The 24680-nt window shown below is 73.1% G+C and carries 1 protein-coding gene; it reads left to right on the top strand.

The window, feature by feature from the left end:
* Positions 1-4 precede the first annotated feature (4 nt).
* A complete protein-coding gene (locus QFZ71_RS30120; RefSeq protein ID WP_307671664.1) occupies positions 5-24478 on the top strand; it encodes a type I polyketide synthase in 24474 nt (8157 codons plus the stop codon).
* Positions 24479-24680: the final 202 nt, after the last annotated feature.

Here is a 24680-nt window from a genome sequence, read left to right as displayed (position 1 = left end):
CTCGATGAACACTCGCAGCGACAAGGCCGTCGAGGCACTCCGGGCCTCGCTCAAGGAAGTCGACCGGCTCCGCCAGCAGAACCGGGAGATGCGCAGGGCGGCCCGCGAACCCATCGCCGTCGTCGCGATGAGCTGCCGACTGCCCGGCGGCGTCAGCGCCCCCGATGACCTCTGGCGCCTCCTCGCCGACGGCACCGACGCGATCGTCGACTTCCCCGACGACCGCGGCTGGACCCAGACCGTGGAGGAAACCGGCGGCTACACCCGCCGCGGCGGATTCGTCCCCGACGCAGCCGAGTTCGACGCCGCACTGTTCGGGATCAACCCGCGCGAGGCCCTGGCGATGGACCCCCAGCAGCGCATGCTCCTCGAAGCGGCATGGGAGGTCGCCGAACGCGCCGGCATCGACCCGCACACCCTCGCCGGCAGCGACACCGGCGTCTTCGTCGGCGCCTCACCCTCCGGATACGACACGGTGGGCCGGATGCCCGACTCCACCGTGGGCTACCAGCTGACCGGCACCGCCAGCAGCGTGCTCTCCGGCCGCCTCTCCTACGTGTTCGGCCTGGAAGGCCCGGCCGTCACCGTGGACACCGCCTGCTCCTCCTCCCTGGTCGCCCTCCACCTGGCGGTCCAGTCGCTGCGGCAGGGCGAATGCGGCCGCGCGCTGGTCGGCGGCGTCGCCGTGATCACCACCCCGGCGGCCTTCACCGAATTCGGCAAGCAGGGCGGCATGGCCTCCGACGGGCGGTGCAAGTCGTTCTCCGCCGACGCGGACGGCACCGGCTGGAGCGAAGGCGTCGGCGTCCTGCTCATCGAACGGCTCTCCGACGCCCGCCGCAACGGCCACGACGTCCTCGCCGTCATCCGGGGCAGCGCGGTCAACCAGGACGGCGCGTCCAACGGCCTCACCGCACCCAACGGCCCCTCCCAGCAGCGCGTCATCCGCCAGGCACTCGCCAACGCCCAGCTCACCACCGCCGACATCGACGCCGTCGAGGCACACGGCACCGGAACAGCGCTCGGCGACCCGATCGAACTCGAAGCACTGCAGGACACCTACGGCAAGGACCGCACCGACGACCGCCCCCTGTGGCTCGGTTCCGCCAAGTCCAACCTCGGCCACTCCCAAGCCGCCTCCGGCGTGGTCGGCGTCATCAAGAGCGTGCTGGCACTCCACCACGGCACACTCCCGCGCACCCTGCACGCCGACGTCCCCACCCCCCACGTCACCTGGGAGGGCGGCGGCGTCCGCCTGCTCACCGAAGCCCGCCCCTGGCCCCGCCACGAAACACCACGCCGCATCGGCGTCTCCGCGTTCGGCGTCAGCGGCACCAACGCCCACCTGATCCTCGAAGAAGCACCGGCACACACCCCCGAGGACACACCGGCCCAGCAGCCCACCACCCCCACCACCGACCCCCACCCGGCACCCCTGCTCTGGCCCCTGTCCGCACAGACGAACGAAGCACTGCGCGCACAGGCCGAACGCCTCACCCACCGCCTCCCGCAACACCCCGCCGACGTCGCCTGGTCGCTCGCCACCACCCGGGCCGCGCTCACCCGACGCGCCGTGGTCCTCGGCGCCGACGAGACCGAACTGCGCGCGGGCCTGGAGGCCGTGGCCGCCGCCCTCCCCGCCGGCGGCGTCGTCACCGGAACGGCGGACGAGGGCAGGACCGGATTCCTCTTCACCGGCCAGGGTTCACAACGCGCCGGCATGGGCCGCGGACTGTACGAAACCTTCCCGGCGTTCGCCCGCGCCTTCGACGCGGTGTGCGCGGAACTGGACCCCGACGGCGACCGCCCCCTCAAGGACGTCGTGTTCGACGGCGGCCCCGAACTGCACCACACCGCATGGGCCCAGGCCGGCCTGTTCGCCGTCGAGGTCGCCGCGTTCCGACTGCTGGAGTCCTGGGGCCTCACCCCCGACCTGCTGCTCGGCCACTCCATCGGCGAGGTGGCCGCCGCGCACTGCGCCGGAGTCCTCTCCCTGCCGCACGCCTGCCGACTCGTCACCGCACGCGCCCGGCTGATGGGAGCACTGCCCTCGGGCGGAGCCATGCTCGCCGTCGAAGCGACCGAGACCGAGGTCCTCGACACCCTCACCGGCCAGGCCGACATCGCCGCCGTCAACAGCCCCACCTCCGTGGTGGTCTCCGGCTCCCACGAGGCCATCGACGCACTGGCGGCCCACTGGACGCAACAGGGACGCCGCACCCGCCGGCTCACCGTCTCCCACGCGTTCCACTCCGCCCTCATGGAACCCATGCTGGCCGAATTCACCGACGCGATACGGACACTGGACTTCGCCGACCCCGTCATCCCCATCGTCTCCAACCTCACCGGCGACCTGGCCGAACCCGGACTGATGTCCGACCCGCAGTACTGGGTGCGGCAGGTACGGCACACGGTCCGGTTCGCCGACGGAGTGACACGGCTACGGGAACAGGGCGTGTCCCGCTTCGTGGAACTCGGCCCCGACGGAGTGCTCTGCGCCATGGCCCAGCAGACCGCCGCCGACGCCGTGTTCGCACCCCTCCTGCGCAAGGACCGGGACGACACCACCACCGCACTGACCGCACTCGCCCGGCTCTGGACCTCCGGCGCCGACCTCGACTGGCACACCCTGCTCCCCGAAGGCCGCAGGATCGACCTGCCCACCTACGCCTTCCAGCGCCGCCGCTACTGGCCCGACGCCCCCACCGCCACGGACACCGCCCAGCCGTCCGCCTCCCCGGACGAGGACCGGTTCTGGGAAGCGGTGGAACGAGCCGACCTCACCGAACTCGCCGACACCCTCCACCTGCGCGACACCCCCGAAACCCTCACGAACCTCGTCCCCGCCCTGTCGGCCTGGCGCCAGTCCCTGCGCCAGGAATCCACCCTCGCGTCCTGGCGCTACCGGACGCGGTGGACCCCCCTGACCACCACCCCCGGCACCTCCCTCACCGGAACCTGGCTCCTCGTCACCACCGACGACAGCGACCCCGCCCACGACGTGGCCGACGCCCTGCGCACCGCCGGAGCACAGGTCACCGAACTCACCCTCACCCCCGACGACGACCGGGCCACCCTCACCGAACGGCTGACCGCCGCCGCCCCCGACGGCATCGTGACCCTCCTCGGCGGCACCCACCCACGCCCCTGGGACCCCACCGGCCTCGCACCGCTGCTGCGCACCTACCAGGCGCTGGCCGCCACCGGGCTCACCGCCCCCCTGTGGTGCCTGACCCGCGGCGCGGTGTCCACCGGCGACGGCGACCCACTGCTCCACCCCGAACAGGCACCCGTGTGGGGACTCGGCCGGGTCGCCGCACTCGAGGCCCCCGCCACCTGGGGCGGACTGATCGACCTGCCCGCCCACAGCGACACCACCACCGGCCCCTGGCTGGCCGCGCTGCTCGGCGGCACGACCCACGAGGACCAGGTCGCCCTCCGCGACGGAAAGGCCTACGGCCGCCGCGTCGTACGCGCCCCCCTGCCCCGGGGCACCGCACCCCGCTGGACGACCCCCGGCACCGTACTGGTCACCGGCGGCACCGGAGGGCTGGGCGGTGACGTCGCCCGATGGCTCGCCCGGCGCGGGACACCGCACCTGCTGCTGCTGAGCCGCCGCGGCGCCGACGCACCCGGCGCGAGCGAACTCACCGCCGAACTCGAAGCGTCCGGCACCCGCGTGACCGTCGTCGGCTGCGACGTGGCCGACCGCGAATCACTCGCCGCGGCACTGGCCGCCGTACCCGCCGAATTCCCCCTCACCGGTGTCGTGCACACCGCCGGCCTCGGAGTCTCCGCCCAGCTGCTGGACACCGACGAGGAGGCCGTCGCCGAGGTGATGCGCGCCAAGGTCACCGGCGCCGCACTCCTCGACGAACTCACCGACGACCTCGACCTGTTCGTCGTCTTCTCCTCCATCGCCGCCACCTGGGGCAGCGGCGGCCAGGGCGCCTACGCCGCCGGGAACGCCTACCTCGACGCCCTGGTGGAGCACCGCCGCGCCCGAGACCTGACCGCCACCGCGATCGCCTGGGGACCGTGGGCCGAGGTCGGCATGGCCGCCGACGACGAGGTCGCCGGCTTCCTGCGCCGCCGCGGCCTGTCGGTGATGGACCGCGACATCGCCCTGCGGGCCCTTGCGACCGCCGTCGACCACGACGAGACCACCGTGAGCGTCGCCGACGTCGACTGGAACCTGTTCACCCCGGCGTTCGTCTCCGCACGCCCGAGCCCCCTGCTGTCCGAACTCCCCGACGCACAGCAACCGCTCACCGGGACCACCGACACCGCCACCCCCTCCACCGAACTCCGCGACACGCTCACCGCCGCCCCCGCCTCCGAACGCCACCGGCTGCTGCTGGACGCGGTCCGCGCCCACACCGCGCTGGTCCTGGGGCACACGAGCGTCGCCGTGGTGGAGCCCCGCCGCGCCTTCCGCGACCTCGGGTTCGACTCGCTGACCGCCGTCGAACTGCGCAACCTGCTCACCTCCGAGACCGGGCTGCCCCTCCCCGCCACCCTGGTCTTCGACCACCCGACGCCGATCGCGCTGACCGACCACCTCCTCGGCCGGCTCCTCGGCGACACCTCCGAGGCCGCCGACCCGGCCCCGGCGCACCCCTCCGCGACCACCGACGAACCCATAGCGATCGTCGGCATGAGCTGCCGCTACCCCGGCGGAGCCAACTCGGCCGGGCAACTGTGGGACGTGGTGGCCTCGGGCCGCGACGTCGTCTCGGACTTCCCCACCGACCGCGGCTGGCCCGAGGACGCCGACGGCGGCTACGCCCGCCGCGGCGGATTCGTCGACGGGGCGACGGAGTTCGACGCCGCACTCTTCGGGATATCGCCGCGCGAGGCCCTCGCCATGGACCCCCAGCAGCGACTGCTGCTGGAAGCCGCCTGGGAGGCCTTCGAGCACGCCGGCATCGACCCGCTCTCGCAGAACCACACCCGCACCGGCGTCCTCATCGGCGCCTCGACCTCCGGCTACGGCCAGGGCACCGACCTCTTCACCAGCGCGGAGGGACACGTGCTGGCGGGCGGCTCCAACAGCGTCATCTCGGGCCGGGTGGCGTACACGTTCGGCCTGGAAGGGCCTGCGGTGACCGTGGACACGGCGTGCTCGTCGTCGTTGGTCGCGTTGCATCTCGCGGTGCAGGCGCTGCGCAACGGCGAGTGCGACAGGGCACTGGCCGGCGGCGTGACCGTGATGACGGGCACGAGCATCTTCGCCGAGTTCAGCCGTCAGGGCGGCCTCGCCGCCGACGGGCGCTGCAAGGCGTTCGCCGGCGCGGCGGACGGCACGGGCTGGTCCGAGGGCGTCGGCGTCCTGGTACTGGAGCGCCTGTCCGACGCCGAACGCCTGGGCCACGAGGTCCTGGCGGTGGTGCGGGGGAGCGCGGTCAACCAGGACGGCGCGTCCAACGGGCTGACCGCCCCCAACGGCCCCTCCCAGGAACGCGTCATCCGCCAGGCCCTGGCCGGCGCGGGACTCTCCACCTCGGACGTGGACGTGGTGGAGGCGCACGGCACCGGGACCAGGCTGGGTGACCCGATCGAGGCGCAGGCGCTGCTGGCGACCTACGGCCGGGGGCGTGACGAGGACCGGCCGCTGTGGCTGGGCTCGGTGAAGTCGAACATCGGCCACACCCAGGCCGCCGCCGGCGTCGCCGGCGTCATCAAGATGGTCCAGGCCCTGCGCGCCGGGACCATTCCGGCCACCCTGCACGTCGACGAGCCGACCCCGCACGTCGACTGGTCGGCCGGTGGGGTGAGGCTGGCGGTGGAGTCGCGGGCGTGGCCGGAGACGGGCCGTGCGCGCCGTGCGGGGGTGTCGTCGTTCGGGATGAGCGGCACCAACGCCCACGTGATCATCGAACAGGCACAGCCACAGCCACAGCCGGACCCGGAGCAGGTGCGTGCCGGGGCGCCGGAGCCCGAGGGTTCCGGGCCGGTCCCACTGGTCCTGTCGGCGAAGTCGGAAACCGCCCTCGCGGGACAGGCGGACCGCCTGCACACGCTGATCTCCGCCACCACCGGCCCCCGACTGGCCGACGTGGGCCACTCGCTGCTGTCCCGCGCCGCCCTGGAACACCGCACCGTCGTGCTGGCCGCGGACCGCGACAGCGCGGCCGCGTCCCTGGACGCGGCGACGCGGGACCTGGCGTCGCCGGGCCTCGTATCGGGCCGAGTGACCCCCGGAGACGTGGTGTTCGTCTTTCCGGGTCAGGGTTCGCAGTGGGTGGGGATGGGGCGTGAGCTGGCTGGGTGGTCGGGGGTGTTCCGGGAGTCGTTGGTGGAGTGTGAGAGGGCTCTGGGGCGGTGGGTGGACTGGTCGTTGCTGGAGGTGATGGAGGGTGGTGATGAGGGTCTGCTGGGCCGGGTGGATGTGGTGCAGCCGGTGTTGTGGGCGGTGATGGTGTCTTTGGGGCGGTTGTGGCGGGCGTGTGGGGTGGTTCCGTCGGCGGTGGTGGGTCATTCGCAGGGGGAGATCGCTGCGGCGGTGGTGGCGGGTGGTCTGTCGTTGGAGGACGGGGCGCGGGTGGTGGCGTTGCGGAGCCGGGCGATCGTGTCGTTGTCCGGTGGTGGGGGGATGGTGTCGGTCGCGGAGGGCCGGGTGGTGGTGGAGGGGCTCATCGGTGGTTTCGGTGGGCGGTTGTCGGTGGCGGCGGCCAACGGTCCGGGGTCGACGGTGGTGTCGGGTGGGGCGGAGGCGTTGGAGGAGTTGTTGGGGTTGTGTGAGGTGCGGGGGGTGAGGGCTCGCCGTATTCCGGTGGATTATGCGTCGCATTCGGTGCAGGTGGAGGAGTTGCGGGAGCGGATCCTGTCGGATCTTGCGGGTGTGGTGCCGGTGTCGTGCGGGGTGCCGTTGTATTCGACGTTGACGGGTGGTGTGGTCGATACGGCGTCGATGGGTGCGGGGTACTGGTTCGAGAATCTGCGCTCGACGGTGCGGTTCGAGGATGCGACGCGTGCGTTGCTGGCCGATGGGCGGTCGGTGTTCGTGGAGTGCAGTCCTCATCCGGTTCTGGCGGTCGGTGTGCAGGAGACGGCCGAGGCGGTGGGTGCGGATGTGGTGGTGGTGGGTTCGCTGCGTCGTGGTGAGGGTGGTGGGGAGCGTTTCCTGACCGCGCTGTCCGAGGCCTGGGTCGCGGGTGCGGACGTGGACTGGGCCTCGGTCCTCCCGGCCGGACACCGTGTCGAACTCCCGCCCTACGCCTTCCAACACGAACGCTACTGGCCCCGCCCGGTGGCCTCCGGCGACGTGTCGGCCGTGGGACAGGAAAGCCTGGACCACCACCTGCTGGGCGCGTCCGTCGCCCTGCCGAACGGCGGCGCCGTACTGACGGGACGACTGTCGCAGTCCTCGCACCCCTGGCTCCAGGACCACACCGTACGGGGACAGATCCTCGTGCCCGGCACCGCCTTCGCGGAGCTGGCCCTCCGCGCCGGCGACCAGGTCGGCAGCGGATTCCTGCGCGAACTGATCCTGCAGAAACCGCTCGTACTCCCCACCCGGGCAGGTGCCGCCCTCCAGGTCACCGTCGGCACCCCCGACGAAACCGGCGCCCGCCCCGTCGAAGTGTTCTCCCGGCCCTCCGACGACGCCCCATGGCAATGCCACGCCACCGGCCTGCTCGGCGAGACCCCCGCGAACACCCCAGCGGAAGCGACGACCTGGCCGCCCCCCGGCTCACGCCCGGTGGACACGGCCGGCTTCTACGACGAACTGGCGGACGCCGGCTACGGCTACGGCCCCGCGTTCCAGGGCCTGCGGGCCGTATGGCGCGACGGCGACATCCTCCACGCCGAGGTGGAACTCCCCGACACGGTCGACGCCGCAGGATTCGGCATCCACCCCGCACTGCTGGACGCGGCCCTGCACGCCGTCGCGGTCACCACCGGCACCGGCAGCGGAACCGGCACCCGGCTCCCCTTCGCATGGAACGGCGTCACACTCCACGCCACCCGAGCGACCACCCTGCGCGTCACCCTCACCACCACCTCCGACGGCCTGAACGTCCGGGCCACCGACCCCACCGGCGCCCCCGTCATCACCGTCGACACCCTCGTCCTGCGCGAGATCACCCCCGAAAACCTGCGGCAGAACAGCGAACAGCACCTGCGCGACGCCCTGTTCACCCTCGACTGGACCAGGCTGCCCGACCCCGGCACCACCCCGCCCGACACCACCCCGTGGCTGCGCCTCGACCCCGCCGGACCGATCCCGGACCCCGGCACCGCACCGCCCCCCGTCGCCGTCCTCACCCTCCCCGCCCCCGGCACACACCTGTCGGCGGACACCGTCCACCGCACCACCCGCGACGTGCTCCACACCGTCCAGAACTGGCTCACCGACGACCGCTACCCCGACACCCGCCTCGTGGTCGTCACCCGCGGAGCCGTCCCCGCCCTGCCCGGCCAGACCGTGACCGACCTCGCCGGAGCGGCGGCCTGGGGCCTGCTGCGCTCCGCACAGTCCGAACACCCCGGCCGCATCGTCCTGCTGGACCGCGACCCCGCCGGAACCGACGACGACATCTGGCCGATCTGGGCCCTCACCGACGGCGAACCCCAACTCGCCGTACGCGACGGCGAAGCACGGGCACCCCGCCTCGCCCGCCCCCACACCGACGACAACCTCACCCTCCCCGCCGGCCCCGACGCCTGGCGACTGGACGTCACCGACGAGGGAACCCTCGACAACCTGGCGCCGATCCCCGCACCCGACGCCGACGCCCCCCTCACCGCCGGCCAGGTACGGGTGGCCGTACGCGCCGCCGGCGTCAACTTCCGCGACGTACTCCTCGCACTCGGGATGTACCCGGACCAGGCCCGGATGGGCGCCGAAGCCGCCGGCATCGTGACCGAGATCGGCCCCGGCGTCCCCCGACTCACCGTCGGAGACCGGGTCTTCGGCTTCTTCACCGGCGGCATGGCCTCCGCCGCCGTCACCGACCACCGCCTGCTGGCCCCCATCCCCGAGGGCTGGTCCTTCGCCCGCGCGGCCGCCGTACCGGTCGCGTTCGCCACCGCCTACTACGGGCTGGTGGACGTGGCCGACGCCCGGCCGGGCGAATCGGTACTGGTGCACTCCGCCGCGGGCGGCGTGGGCATGGCAGCCGTCCAACTCGCCCACCACCTCGGCCTGGAGGTCTTCGGCACCGCCAAACCCACCAAGTGGGACACCCTGCGCACCGCCGGACTCGACGACACCCACATCGCCTCCTCCCGGACCCTGGCGTTCGAAGAACACTTCCGGGCCGCCACCGGCGGCCACGGCGTGGACGTGGTGCTGAACTCCCTGGCGGGCGAATTCGTCGACGCCTCCCTGCGCCTCCTCGGCGACGGCGGCCGGTTCGCCGACCTGAGCCGCACCGACCTCCGCGACCCCGCACAGGTCGCGGCCGACCACCCCGGCGTCCGCTACCAGGCCTTCAACCCCGCCGAGGCCGGCCCCGACCGGGTCCGGGAGATCCTCAGCCACATCCTCGACCTCTTCAACACCGGCGCACTGCACCCCCTGCCGGTCACCGCCTGGGACGTACGGGACGCCGTACCCGCCTTCCGGCACATCAGCCAGGCGCGGCACGTGGGCAAGAACGTACTCACCGTGCCGACACCGCTCGACCCCGACGGCACGGTCCTCATCACCGGCGGCACCGGCACCCTCGGCGGCCTCCTCGCCAAGCACCTGGTCACCGAACACGGCGTACGCAACCTCACCCTCCTCAGCCGCCAGGGCCCCGACAGCACCGGCGCGAGCGAACTCCTCGCCGAACTCCACGCCCTGGGCGCCCGCGCGACCGTCACGGCCTGCGACGCCGCCGACCGCACCGCACTCGCCGCCGTACTCGCCGCGCTACCGGACCAGCACCCGCTGACCGGCGTGATACACGCCGCCGGCGTCCTCGACGACGGCGTCCTCGCAGCGATGACCCCCCAACGGGTCGAGGCGGTGCTCCGCCCCAAGGTCGACGCCGCCCTCAACCTCCACGAACTGACCGCCGACCACGACCTGGCCCTGTTCGTCCTCTACTCCTCCGCCTCCGCCACCCTCGGCACCGGCGGCCAGGCCAACTACGCGGCCGCCAACAGCTTCCTCGACGGCCTCGCCTCCTACCGCCGCGCCCACGGGCTGCCCGCCCAGTCCCTCGGCTGGGGCCTCTGGCAGCAGGCCAGCACCATGACCGGCCACCTGCTCGACGCCACCACCCCCACCCCGAACCGCAAGGTCGCCACCCTGGGCACCGAACAGGGCCTGGCACTGTTCGACGCCGCGACCGCCTCACCCACCCCGCACCTGCTGCCCATCCCCCTCGACCTCACCCGCAGCAGCGAGGTCCCCGCACTGCTGCGCGGCCTGATCCGTCCCACCGGCCGGCGCGCAGCCGGCCGGACCGAGGAGAACCACACCGCGCTCGCCACCCGGCTGCACGGACTGTCCGCCCCCGACCGGCGCGACCTCGTACTCGACCTCGTCCGAGGCAACGCCGCGACCGTACTGGGCCACGCCCGGGCCGACGCCGTCGGCGCCCGCCACGCCTTCCGCGACCTCGGCTTCGACTCGCTCACCGCCGTCGAACTCCGCAACCGGCTCAACTCCGCCACCGGCCTCCGGCTCCCCGCCACCCTCGTCTTCGACCACCCGACCCCCACCGCCCTGGCCGACCACCTCAGCACCCTCCTGGGCGGCGAACCCGCCCCCGCACCGGCCCCCCGCCCCACGGCCGCCGCCGCCCCCGGCGAACCCATCGCGATCGTCGGCATGGCCTGCCGGCTGCCCGGCGGAGTCACCTCCCCGGCAGACCTGTGGCCCCTCGTCCGCGAAGGCGTCGACGCGACCACCCCCTTCCCCACCGACCGGGGCTGGCCGCTGGACATCGTCGCCGCCGAAGCGGCACGCGGCGGATTCCTCGACGGAGCGACGGAGTTCGACGCCGCACTCTTCGGAATCTCCCCGCGCGAGGCCCTCGCCATGGACCCGCAGCAGCGACTGCTCCTCGAAACCGCCTGGGAAGCGTTCGAGTCCGCCGGAATCGCCACCTCCGACGCCCACGGCACCCCCACCGGAGTGTTCATCGGTGCCGCCCACGCCCAGTACGGCGTCGGCATGCAACTCCCGGACAACGCACTCGGCCACCTGATGACCGGCACCACCACCAGCGTGGCCTCCGGCCGCCTCGCCTACACCTTCGGCCTGGAGGGCCCGGCCGTCACCGTCGACACCGCCTGCTCCTCCTCCCTCGTGGCACTCCACCTGGCCGTCCAGGCCCTGCGCAACGGCGAGTGCGAGATGGCCCTCGCCGGCGGCGTGACCGTCCTCGCGACCCCCGGCGTGATCACCGAGTTCGACCGCCAGCGCGGCCTGGCCTCCGACGGACGCTGCAAGGCGTTCTCCTCCCGCGCCGACGGCACCGGTATGTCCGAGGGCGTCGGCCTGCTCCTCGTGGAGCGGTTGTCCGACGCCGAACGCCTCGGCCACGAGGTCCTGGCGGTGGTGCGGGGGAGCGCGGTCAACCAGGACGGCGCGTCCAACGGACTGACCGCCCCCAACGGCCCCTCCCAGGAACGCGTCATCCGCCAGGCCCTGGCCAACGCGCGGCTCACCGCACCGGAGGTCGACGCGGTCGAGGCCCACGGGACGGGCACCAAGCTCGGCGACCCGATCGAGGCCCAGGCAATCCTGGCGACGTACGGCCAGGACCGCGACCCGGACCGCCCGCTCCGGCTGGGCTCGGTGAAATCCAACATCGGCCACACCCAGGCCGCCGCCGGCGTCGCGGGCGTCATCAAGATGGTGCTGGCGATGCGGAACGAAGAACTCCCGCCGACGCTCCTGCACGCCGACGAACCCACCACCCACGTCGACTGGACCGCCGGCGCGGTCGAACTCCTCACCGAAGCCCGCCCCTGGCCGCACTCCGACCGGCCCCGCCGGGCCGGCGTTTCCTCGTTCGGCATCAGCGGCACCAACGCCCACGTCATCCTGGAAGCCGCAGCACCCGCACCCTCCCACCCCACCCCCGCACCCCCGCCCGGCCCCCTCGGCTGGCCGATCTCCGCACACACCCCCGAAGGACTGCGCGCCCAGGCAGAACGCCTGGCAACCGCCCTCACCGCAACCGACACCCCCGCACACGACGTCGCCTGGTCGCTCGCCACCACCAGGACCGCCCTGGACCACCGCGCGGTGGTCATCGGCGACGGCCACGGCCGACTCCTCGCGGGACTGACCGCGCTGGCCTGCGGCGACCCCGCCGCCGACGTCGTCACGGGCACCGTCCGCGAAGGCCGGACCGCGTTCCTGTTCACCGGTCAGGGTGCTCAGCGTGCGGGTATGGGCCGGGGGTTGTACGAGGCGTTCCCGGTGTATGCGGGTGCGTTCGATGCGGTCTGTGCGGAGTTGGATGCGTATCTGGAGCGTCCGGTGCGTGAGGTCGTCTTCGGTGGTGGTGGTCTGGACGACACGGTGTGGGCCCAGGCCGGGTTGTTCGCGGTGGAGGTCGCCGTGTTCCGGTTGTTGGAGTCGTGGGGTGTGGTTCCCGATGTCCTGCTGGGGCATTCGGTGGGGGAGATCGCGGCGGCTCATTGTGCGGGGGTGTTCTCGCTCGTGGACGCGTGCCGGCTCGTCGCGGCCCGCGGTCGTCTGATGCAGGCTCTGCCTGCGGGTGGGGCGATGCTCGCGGTGGAGGCCACCGAGGAAGAGGTGGCCGCCGACGTACAGGGCCGTCTGGACATCGCGGCGGTCAACGGGCCGACCTCGGTGGTGGTCTCCGGCGACACCGCCACGGTCGACGGGTTCGCCGCGACCTGGTCGGCGCAGGGGCGCCGCACCCACCGCCTCACGGTCTCCCACGCCTTCCACTCGGCCCTGATGGAACCCATGCTCGCCGAATTCGCCACCACCGTGAAAACCGTCAGCTACGCCGAACCCCGCATCCCCGTCATCCCCGCCATGACGGACGCCACGCTCCCCACCCCCGAATACTGGGTGCGCCAAGTACGCGAAACCGTCCGATTCGCCGACGGCATACACGAAGCTGCCGACCGCGGCGTCACCCGCTTCGTCGAGGTCGGCCCCGACGCAGTGCTCTGCGCCATGGCACAACAGAGCATCCCCGACGCCGTGTTCGCACCCGTACTCCGCCGCGACCGGGACGAACACGAAACCGCCCTGACCGCCCTCGGCCGCCTCTGGGCCACCGGCACCACCATCGACTGGCAGACCGTCCTGCCCACCGGCCGCCCCACCCCCCTCCCGGCCTACGCCTTCCAACGGGAACGCTACTGGCCCCAGCCGCACACCCCGACGACCCACCCGGCCACCCCCGCCGACGCCGACGAAGCACGCTTCTGGGCCGCGGTCGACCGCACCGACCTCACCGAACTCGCCGACACCATCGACCTGCCCGACGCCTCCCCCCACCTGAACGCCGTCATCCCCGCCCTCTCCCGGTGGCGGCGCTCCCGCCACCAGGAATCAGTGATCGGATCCTGGCGCTACCGCGTCACCTGGACCCCCCTCAACCACCTCACCACCACCCCCGCACTCACCGGCACCTGGCTCGTCGCAGCCGACCCGGCCGACGCCGAACAGGCCGCCCGCATCGCCGACGCACTCCGCACCGCCGGCGCACAAGCCACCCTGCTGGACCCCGAAACCGGCCGCCAGGAACCGGGCGCCTCCGCCGACGTCACCGCCGTCATCGCCCTGGCCCCCACCACCGACACGGTCACCGCCTCGCTGGCACTGCTGAAACACCTCGACGACACCGGCCTGGACGCACCCCTGTGGATGCTCACCAGCGGGGCGGTGTCGATCGGCCGCTCCGACCCCCTGCGCCACGTCCCCCACGCACAAGCCTGGGGACTCGGCCGCGTCGCCGCACTCGAACAGCCCCACCGCTGGGGCGGCCTGATCGACCTCCCGGCCGAACTCGACGACCGCGCCACCCGCACCCTGCTGTCCGTACTGGCCGGCGGCACCGACGAGGACCAGATCGCCGTACGCACCTCCGGCGCCTACGGCCGCCGCCTGACCCGCGCCACCACCCACGAACCCGCCACCACCCCCTACACACCCACCGGAACCATCGTCATCACCGGCGGCACCGGAGCCCTCGGCACCCACGTGGCCCGCTGGCTGTCCGAACGAGGCGCACCCCACCTGCTGCTCCTCGGACGCCGGGGCCCCGACACCCCCAACGCCACCGCCCTGGCCGACGAACTCGCCGCCCACGGCACCCGGGTCACCATCGCCGCCTGCGACGTCACCGACCGCACAGCGCTGGCCGCCGCCCTGGACACCATCCCCGCAGAACACCCCCTGACCGGCATCGTGCACGCGGCCGGCGCCCCCCAGGCCGTACCGCTCGCCGACACCGACGAAACCGAGATCACCCGCGTCCTGGCCGCCAAGGCGACCGGCGCCACCCACCTCGACGAACTGACCCGGACCACCGACCTCGACCTGTTCGTCGTCTTCTCCTCCATCGCCGCCACCTGGGGCAGCGGCGGACAAGGCGTCTACGCCGCCGCCAACGCCCACCTCGACGCCCTCGTCGAACAGCGCCGCGCACACGGACACACCGGCACCTCGGTGGCCTGGGGCCCGTGGGAAGGCGACGGCATGGCCGGACAGGACGGAGCCGAGGCATACCTCCACCGCCACGGCCTCAACGCCATGGCACCGGACCTCGCCGTCCGCGCCCTCCAACGCGCGGTGGAACTCGACGAGAGCTGTGTGACCGTCGCCGACGTCGACTGGGAACGCTTCGCCCCCGCCTTCACCTCCGGCCGCACCAGCGCACTGCTCACCGACCTGCCCGAAGCCACCACAGCCCTCGCCCCGGCCCCCACCACCGACCGGAGCTCCACCTTCCGCGACGAACTGGCCGCAGCACCCGCCGCCCGCCGCCACGGCATGCTCCTCGACCTGATCCGGGCCCGCACCGCCGTCTCCCTCGGCCACCCCTCCCCTCAAGCGATCGAACCCGAACGCTCCTTCCGCGACCTCGGCTTCGACTCGCTCACCGCCGTCGAACTGCGCAACCTCCTGGGCGCCGACACCGGACTGGCCCTGCCGGCCACCCTGGTCTTCGACCACCCCAACCCCACCGCACTGGCCGACCACCTCACCGCCGAACTGCTCGAACACCCCGCCCCGGCCACCGGCCCCACCCCCACCCCCACTGCCCGCGTCGAGGACGACGCCATAGCGATCGTCGGCATGAGCGCCCGCTACCCCGGCGGAGTACGCGACCCCGAGCAACTCTGGGACCTCGTCGCCCACGGCATCGACGGCATCGCCGAGTTCCCCGCCGACCGCGCATGGCCCAGCGACATCGTGACCGGCACCGCCGCCCGCGGCGGATTCGTCGACGACGCCACCCAGTTCGACGCCGCCCTGTTCGGCATCAGCCCACGCGAAGCCCTCGCCATGGACCCCCAGCAGCGGCTCCTCCTCGAAGTCTCCTGGGAAGCGTTCGAATCGGCCGGACTCGACCCGCGCTCCCTGCGCGGCCGCCCCGTCGGCGTCTTCGCCGGCGCCTCCGCCTCCGGCTACGGAGGCCCGGGCGACGACCTCGAAGGCGCCGACGGATACCGCCTGGCCGGCACCGCCAACAGCGTGATCTCCGGCCGCGTCGCCTACACCTTCGGCCTGGAGGGCCCGGCCGTCACCGTCGACACCGCCTGCTCCTCGTCCCTGGTGGCCCTGCACTGGGCGGCCCAGGCGCTGCGCAACGGCGAATGCGAGATGGCCCTCGCCGGCGGGGTGACGGTCATGGTGTCACCCGCCGCGTTCGCCGAGTTCGCCCGCCAGGACGGCCTGGCCTCCGACGGACGCTGCAAATCCTTCGCCGGCAGCGCCGACGGCACCGGCTGGGGCGAAGGCGCCGGCGTCCTGGTCCTGGAGCGGCTCTCCGACGCCCGCCGCAACGGCCACGAAGTCCTCGCGGTGGTGCGGGGGAGCGCGGTCAACCAGGACGGTGCGTCCAACGGGCTGACCGCCCCCAACGGGCCCGCCCAGCAGCGGGTCATCCGCCAGGCGCTCGCCACGGCCGGCCTGGCCCCGGACGACGTCGACGCGGTCGAGGCCCACGGCACCGGAACCCGCCTGGGCGACCCCATCGAGGCCCAGGCACTCCTGGCGACCTACGGGCAGGACCGGGACGAGAACCACCCCCTCTGGCTCGGCTCGATCAAATCCAACATCGGCCACACCCAGGCCGCCTCCGGCGTCGCCGGCGTCATCAAGATGGTCATGGCCATGCGCCACGGCACCCTCCCCGCGACCCTCCACGTGGACGAACCGACCCCGCACGTCGACTGGACCGCCGGCGCGGTGAAACTCCTCACCGAAGCCCGCCCCTGGCCGCACTCCGACCGGCCCCGCCGGGCCGGCGTGTCCTCGTTCGGCATCAGCGGCACCAACGCGCACATCGTGCTGGAGAACGCCCCGGCCCCCGACGACCGGGCACCCGCACCCGCCCGCACCCCGCGCCCCCTGGGCTGGACACTGTCCGCGAAGACCGCCGAAGGACTGCGCGCCCAGGCCGCCCGACTGCGCGGACTGCTGACCCGGCACCCCGCCGACCCGTACGACGTCGCCTGGTCGCTGGCCACCACCCGCGCCGCCCTGGACCACCGCGCGGTGGTCCTCGGCACCGAGCGGGACGAACTCCTCACCGGCCTCGCCGCACTGGCCGACGGCTCGACCGCCCCGCACACCCACGCGGCGGAGACCAGCCGGGGCCGGACCGCGTTCCTGTTCACCGGTCAGGGTGCTCAGCGTGCGGGTATGGGCCGGGGGTTGTACGAGGCGTTCCCGGTGTATGCGGGTGCGTTCGATGCGGTCTGTGCGGAGTTGGATGCGTATCTGGAGCGTCCGGTGCGTGAGGTCGTCTTCGGTGGTGGTGGTCTGGACGACACGGTGTGGGCCCAGGCCGGGTTGTTCGCGGTGGAGGTCGCCGTGTTCCGGTTGTTGGAGTCGTGGGGTGTGGTTCCCGATGTCCTGCTGGGGCATTCGGTGGGGGAGATCGCGGCGGCTCATTGTGCGGGGGTGTTCTCGCTCGTGGACGCGTGCCGGCTCGTCGCGGCCCGCGGTCGTCTGATGCAGGCTCTGCCTGCGGGTGGGGCGATGCTCGCGGTGGAGGCCACCGAGGAAGAGGTGGCCGCCGACGTACAGGGCCGTCTGGACATCGCGGCGGTCAACGGGCCGACCTCGGTGGTGGTCTCCGGCGACACCGCCACGGTCGACGGGTTCGCCGCGACCTGGTCGGCGCAGGGGCGCCGCACCCACCGCCTCACGGTCTCCCACGCCTTCCACTCGGCCCTGATGGAACCCATGCTCGCCGAATTCGCCACGGTGCTGAAGCAGACCGGCTTCGCCGAGCCCCGCATCCCCCTCGTGTCCAACCTGACCGGCCGGCTCGCCGCGCCCGGACTCCTCTCCAACCCGGACTACTGGGTACGACACGTCCGCGAAACCGTCCGCTTCGCCGACGGGGTCGACACGCTGCGACAGGAAGGCATCACCCGCCTGGTGGAACTGGGCCCCGACGCAGTGCTGTGCGGAATGGCCCGACAGGCCGACCTCGACGCCACCGCCGCCCCCGTCCTCCGGGCCGACCGCGACGACACCACCACCGCGCTGCACGCCCTCGCCCGGCTGTGGACCGACGGCGCGAACGCCGACTGGTCCGCACTCACCCCCGGCGGCCGCCGCACCACCCTGCCCACCTACCCCTTCCAACGCGACCGGTACTGGCCCCGCACCACCACCGCCGAGGCCGCGCGGCCGGCCCCCCGCACCACGGACTCCCGCTTCTGGGACGCCGTCGAACACCAGGACATCGACGCCCTCGCCGACCTCCTGGACAACCCCAGCACCCCGGACCTGCTCGGCGCGGCACTCCCGGTCCTCTCCACCTGGCGGCGACAGCAGCAGAAGGAGTCCGCGATCGACTCCTGGCGCTACCTCACCACCTGGCGCCCGGTCCCCGACCTGCCCACAACCCCCGTACTGACCGGCCGCTGGCTGGTGATCACCCCCGAACAACAGCCGACCCCCGCCCCCACCCGGCAGCTGTCCTCCGCACTCGCCGACGCGGGCGCCGAAACCGTCCACCTCACCCCCACCGGCACGGACCGAGCAGCCCTCGCCGCACAACTCGCCGGAACCGGCCCGCTCAGCGGAGTGATCTCCCTCGCCGCCTGGGCCGACGACCCCACCACCCACTCCACGACACCCGCCTCCCTCCGGCTCACCCTGCGCCTGCTCCAAGCCCTCGGCGACGCCGAGATCGACGCCCCCCTCTGGGCGCTCACCACCGGCGCCGTCTCCGTCGGACCGTCGGACACCGCCCCCGCCGCGCAACCCGCCCAGATCTGGGGACTCGGCCGCGTCGCCGCACTGGAACACCCCGACCGCTGGGGCGGCCTGATCGACCTCCCGCCCGTACTGGACACCAGGGCAGGAGCACGCCTCGCCGCCGTCCTCGGCGGCCACACCGGCGAGGACCAGATCGCGGTCCGCGCAGCCGGCGTCTACGGCCGCCGCCTGGTACGCGCCGGAACCACCCGCACCACCCCGTGGACGCCGTCCCGGCCCGGCACCGTACTGGTGACCGGAGGCACCGGAGCACTCGGCACGACGACCGCCCGCTGGCTCGCCGACCGAGGCGTACCCCACATCGTCCTCATCGGCCGACGCGGCACCCGGGCACCGGGCATCCCCGAACTCGTCGCCGAACTCGCCGCCCGCGGCACCAAGGTCACCGTCGAAACCGGCGACATCACCGACCGCACCACCCTGACCGGCGCACTCGAGCGCCTCCCCGACGACCACCCCCTGATCGGAGTCGTCCACGCCGCCGGAGTACTGGACGACGGCACACTCGACACGCTCACCCCCGAACGCTTCGACACCGTCCTGGCGGCGAAAACATCCGGACTGGTCGCACTGGACGAAGCGACCCACGGAACACCACTGGACTTCTTCGTCGCCTACTCCTCGCTCGCCGCGACACTCGGCAGCGCGGGACAGGGCAACTACGCCGCCGCCAACGCCTTCGTCGACGCGTGGATGCACACCCGCCGGCACCGCGGACTCCCCGGCACCTCGATCGCCTGGGGCCCCTGGGCCCGGGACGGCATGGCCGCCGACGACCCGACGGTCACCGACCGGCTACGACGCGGCGGCCTGTCCCCCCTCGACCCCGAACTGGCCCTCACCGCCCTGGCAGGAGCCCTCACCGGCGACCAGGACCCGATGATCGCCGACATCCACTGGCCGCGGTACGCCGCCGGACCGACCGGCACACGCCCCGGCGCCCTGCTCACCGAACTGCCCGAAGCAGCCTCCGCCCGGACCCCGGCCACCGACACCACACCCGCCCAGCAGCTCCGCGCGGAACTCACCGCCGCCCCGGCAGCCCGCCGCCACGCACTGCTGCTCGCAGCGGTCCGCACCTGGGCGGCAACCGTCCTGGGACACGACTCGGCCGAAGCGGTCGGCGCCGGCCAGGCGTTCCGGGACCTCGGCTTCGACTCCCTGGCAGCCGTCGAATTCCGCAACCTCGCCGCCACCCGCACCGGACTGCGACTGCCCGCCTCCCTGGTCTTCGACCGGCCCACCCCCACCGAACTGGCACAGTTCCTCGGCGGAGAACTCCTCGGCGACGAACACCCCCACACCCCGGCCGCCACCCCCCCCGCACCGACCGCCACCGACCCCGACGAGCCCCTGGCACTCGTCGGCATGGCGTGCCGGCTGCCCGGCGGCGTCACCAGCCCCGACGACCTGTGGGACCTGCTCATCGGCAAGGTCGACGCCATGACCGCCTTCCCCACCGACCGGGGCTGGGACCTCACCGCACTGCCCGACACCCTCGCCCGGCGCGGCGGCTTCGTCGACGGAGCCGCGGACTTCGACGCCGGACTCTTCGGCATCAGCCCACGCGAAGCCATGGCCATGGACCCCCAGCAACGAGTCCTCCTCGAAACCGTGTGGGAAACCTTCGAATCCGCCGGAATCGACCCCCACGCCGTACGCGGCCGGTCCATCGGCATGTTCGTCGGCACCAACGGACAGGACTACCCCGTGGTGCTGGCCGGAGCCGGCGACCCGGGCCTCGACGCCCACACCGCCACCGGCAACGCGGCCGCGGTACTGTCCGGCCGGGTCTCCTACGCCTTCGGCCTGGAAGGACCCGCACTCACCATCGACACCGCCTGCTCGTCCTCCCTGGTGGCGCTCCACCTCGCCGCCCAGGCCCTGCGGCGCGGCGAATGCGATCTCGCACTCGCCGGCGGCGTGTCCATCATGTCCACCGAAGCCGCGTTCACCGAGTTCGCCCGGCAGGGCGGCCTCGCCCACGACGGACGCTGCAAAGCCTTCTCCGCCGACGCCGACGGCACCGGCTGGGGCGAAGGCGCCGGCGTCCTCCTGGTGGAGCGGCTCTCCGACGCCCGCCGCAACGGCCACGAAGTCCTCGCGGTGGTGCGGGGGAGCGCGGTCAACCAGGACGGTGCGTCCAACGGTCTGACCGCCCCCAACGGGCCCGCCCAGCAGCGGGTCATCCGCCAGGCGCTCGCCACGGCCGGCCTGGCCCCGGACGACGTCGACGCGGTCGAGGCCCACGGCACCGGAACCCGCCTGGGCGACCCCATCGAGGCCCAGGCACTCCTGGCGACGTACGGCCAGGACCGCGACACCGACCGCCCGCTCTGGCTCGGCTCGATCAAATCCAACATCGGCCACACCCAGGCCGCCGCCGGCGTCGCCGGCGTCATCAAGATGGTCCTGGCCATGCGCAACGGCACACTGCCGCCCACCCTGCACGCCGATGAACCCACCCCCCAGGCCGACTGGACCGCCGGCGCGGTCGAACTCCTCACCCGGGCACGACCGTGGCCCGAAACGGGCCGCCCGCGCCGAGCCGGCGTCTCCTCCTTCGGCATCAGCGGCACCAACGCCCACATCATCCTGGAAGCCGAACCGGCCCCGGCCCACCACGAAACCCCGGCCGGCCACCCGCACGAAACCCCGGCCGGCCACCCGGCCGCCGGAACCACACCGCCCTGGCTGATATCCGGCCGCACCGCCACCGCACTCGCCGCACAAGCCCGGCGACTGCACGACACCCTCTCCACACACCCCGAACCCCCGGCACCGGCCGACATCGCCAGATCCCTGCTCTCCCGCGCCGACCTCCAGCACCGCGCGGTCATCCTGGGCGACAGCCACGACGACCTCCTCACAGGCCTCACCGCACTCGCCGCCGGCGAACCCGCCACCGACCTGATCTCGGAGACCGCCGGCGAAGGCCGCACCGCGTTCCTCTTCACCGGCCAGGGCACCCAGCGCGCCGGCATGGGACGGGGACTGTACGAGACGTTCCCGGCGTACGCCGACGCCTTCGACGCGGTCTGCGCCGAGCTCGACCTGAAGCACGAACGCCCCGTGCGCGACGTCGTCTTCGACGGCGACGGCCTGGACGACACCATGTGGACCCAGGCCGGACTGTTCGCCGTCGAGGTCGCCGTGTTCCGGCTGCTGGAATCCTGGGGAGTGACCCCGGACGTCCTGCTCGGACACTCGGTCGGAGAGATCGCCGCCGCCCACTGCGCGGGAATCCTCTCCCTGACCGACGCCTGCGCCCTCGTCGCGGAACGCGGCCGCCTGATGCAGGCCCTCCCCGCCGGCGGGGCCATGCTCGCCGTGGAAGCCACCGAGGAGGACGTCCTCGAAGCGGTCCAAGGCCGCCTGGACATCGCCGCCGTCAACGGCCCGACCTCGGTGGTGGTCTCCGGCGACACCCGCACGGTCGAGGAATTCGCCGGGAAGTGGACGGCCCAAGGCCGCAGGACCAGCCGCCTCACCGTCTCCCACGCCTTCCACTCGGCCCTGATGGAACCCATGCTCGCCGAATTCGCGAAGACCGCCGGCTCGATGACCTTCGCCGAACCCCGCATCCCCCTCATCCCCGCCATGGCCGGAGCCGACCCGACCACCCCCGACTACTGGATCCGACAGGTACGCGAAACCGTCCGATTCGCCGACGCCGTACACCGGCTGACCGAACACGGCGTCACCCGCTTCGTGGAACTCGGCCCCGACGGCGTGCTGTGCGCGATGGCCCGCCGGTCCGGCGCGACCGGCGCCTTCGCCCCCGTCCTGCGACGCGACCGCGACGAGGTACGCACAGCGTGGGCCGCCCTCGGCCGGATATGGGCCCTCGGCGCCGACGTCGACTGGAACGCGGCCGTACCCGCACCCGGCCGGCAGATCACCCTGCCCACCTACGCCTTCCAGCGCGACCGCTACTGGCCCGAACCGGCGACCCCGGCCCCGGCCCCCGCACCGGCCCTGCCCCCCGGCGAATCCCGGTTCTGGGCGGCGGTCGAACGCCAGGACGCAACCGAGATCGCCGACACCCTCCGGCTCCCCGCACCACCCGAGGCCCTGGCCGAAGTCCTGCCCGCACTCTCGTCCTGGCGACGGCACTCACAACAGCGCGCGACGGTCGACAACTGGCGCTACCAGGTCGCATGGACCCCGGTCGCCACCCCCGCCACCACCCTCGACGGCACCTGGCTCCTCGTCACCGAGACAGGCGACGACAACACCGACATCGAAGACGCACTCCGCACCGCCGGAGCCCACGTCCTCCCCCTGACCATCGACCCGACCCACCCCGACCGGCACCGACTGGCCACCCGACTCGCCGCAACCGCGACGGACGACCTCCGCGGAATCGTCCACCCGGCAGGCCACCGAGCCGAACTCGCAGTGGCCCTCACCCTCGTCCAAGCCCTCGGCGACACCGAACTCACCGCCCCCCTGTGGACCCTGACCCGCGGCGCCGTCGCCATCGACACGACCGACCCCATCACCCGCGCCGAACACGCACGACTCTGGGGCTTCGGACAAACCGTGGCACTGGAACACCCCCACCGCTGGGGCGGCCTCATCGACCTCCCCACCCACGGCCACCACGACCTCACCCACCTCGCCACCGCACTACGCGGCGACACGGACGAAGACCAACTCGCCCTCCGCGACGGCCGGCTCCACGCCCGCCGCCTCATCCGAGCCGACCGGTCCGACCCCACCGCACCGGCCTGGACACCCTCCCGACCCGGCACGGTCCTGATCACCGGCGGCACCGGCGCACTGGGCGCCTCGGTCGCACGATGGCTCGCCGAACGCGGAGTGTCGGACCTGCTCCTCACCAGCCGCCGCGGCACACAGGCACCCGGAGCCGACGACCTGCTCACCGAACTGAGAAACCTCGGCGCACAGGCCACCATCACCCCCTGCGACATCGCCGACCCGAACGCGGTCACCGAACTGCTCGCCGCCATACCCGCCGACCGCCCCCTGCTCGGCATCGTCCACGCCGCCGGCACCGCCCAAACCGGCCCGGTCGCAACCACCCCGCTCACCGACATCACGAAGATCACCGACGGCAAAATGCTCGGCGCCACCCACCTCGACCGACTCACCGAAGACACCGACCTCGAACTCTTCGTCGTCTTCTCCTCCATCGCCGCCACCTGGGGCAGCGGCGGCCAAGCACTCTACGCAGCCGGCAACGCCTACCTCGACGCCCTCGCCCGACGCCGCGCCCACCACAACCGGGCCGCCACCTCGATCGCCTGGGGCCCCTGGGCCGAAGCCGGCATGGCAGTCTCCGGGGAAGCGGAAGAATTCCTGCGCCGCCGCGGCCTGGCACCCCTCGACCCGGCCCTCGCGATCGCCGCACTGGCCCAGGCGGTCGACAGCGGCGAAACGAACCTGACCGTCGCCGACGTCGACTGGACCCGGTTCACCCCGGCATTCACCTCCACCAGGCCCAGCCCCCTCCTGCGCGAACTGCCCGAAGCCGCCACCCCGGCACCGGCCGACCCACCCACCGAGAAGGAGACCGACACCGGCCTGCGAGCCCGACTCGCCACCCTGACCACCGCCGAACGCCTCACCGAACTGACAGAGGTGATCAGAAGCGCACTGGCCGTCGTACTCCGCTACGCCGCCCACGAGCAGATCGACAGCACCCGCCCCTTCCAGGACCTCGGCTTCGACTCGCTGACCGCCGTCGAATTCCGCGACCTGCTGGCACGCCAGTGCGGCACACCCCTCCCCTCGACGATCGTCTTCGACTACCCGACACCCGCCGCCCTCGCCGACCACCTGCACGCCACACTCCCCGGCGCCGGCCCGGCCACCGACATCGAGCCGCTCATCGGGGCACTGGACACCCTGGAAGCGGCCATGGCCGACTCGCCGCCGGACGGACTGTCCAGGGCACGGGTCACCGTCCGCCTGCAGGCATTCCTCGACCGATGGACCGCCGACCGGCCGGCCGCCGCGGAGAACACCGCGACCGACCGCATCCAGGCCGCGGACGACGACGAGCTGATCAACCTGATCCGCGACCAGCTCGGCGACGGAGCACCCGAATGACCCGCACCGCACCTGAAACGCCCCCCGCAGGGGCGGACACAGAGGCTCGGGCCGCGAGCCAGGCTTCAGCCGCCCCGCCCCGCCGCAGCCCGAACCCCGTCCGGGAGAAGCGGCAGCCGGACCGCGGGGGAGCGGCGGTGAGAAGTCGTCGTGCCGGTGCCGGTGGCAGCCGCGGTGACCTGCCGCCGCCACCGGCGGGCCA

Source organism: Streptomyces sp. V2I9 (assembly GCF_030817475.1).
Classification (GTDB): Bacteria; Actinomycetota; Actinomycetes; order Streptomycetales; family Streptomycetaceae; genus Streptomyces.
This window is presented reverse-complemented; position numbering and strand designations above follow the sequence as displayed.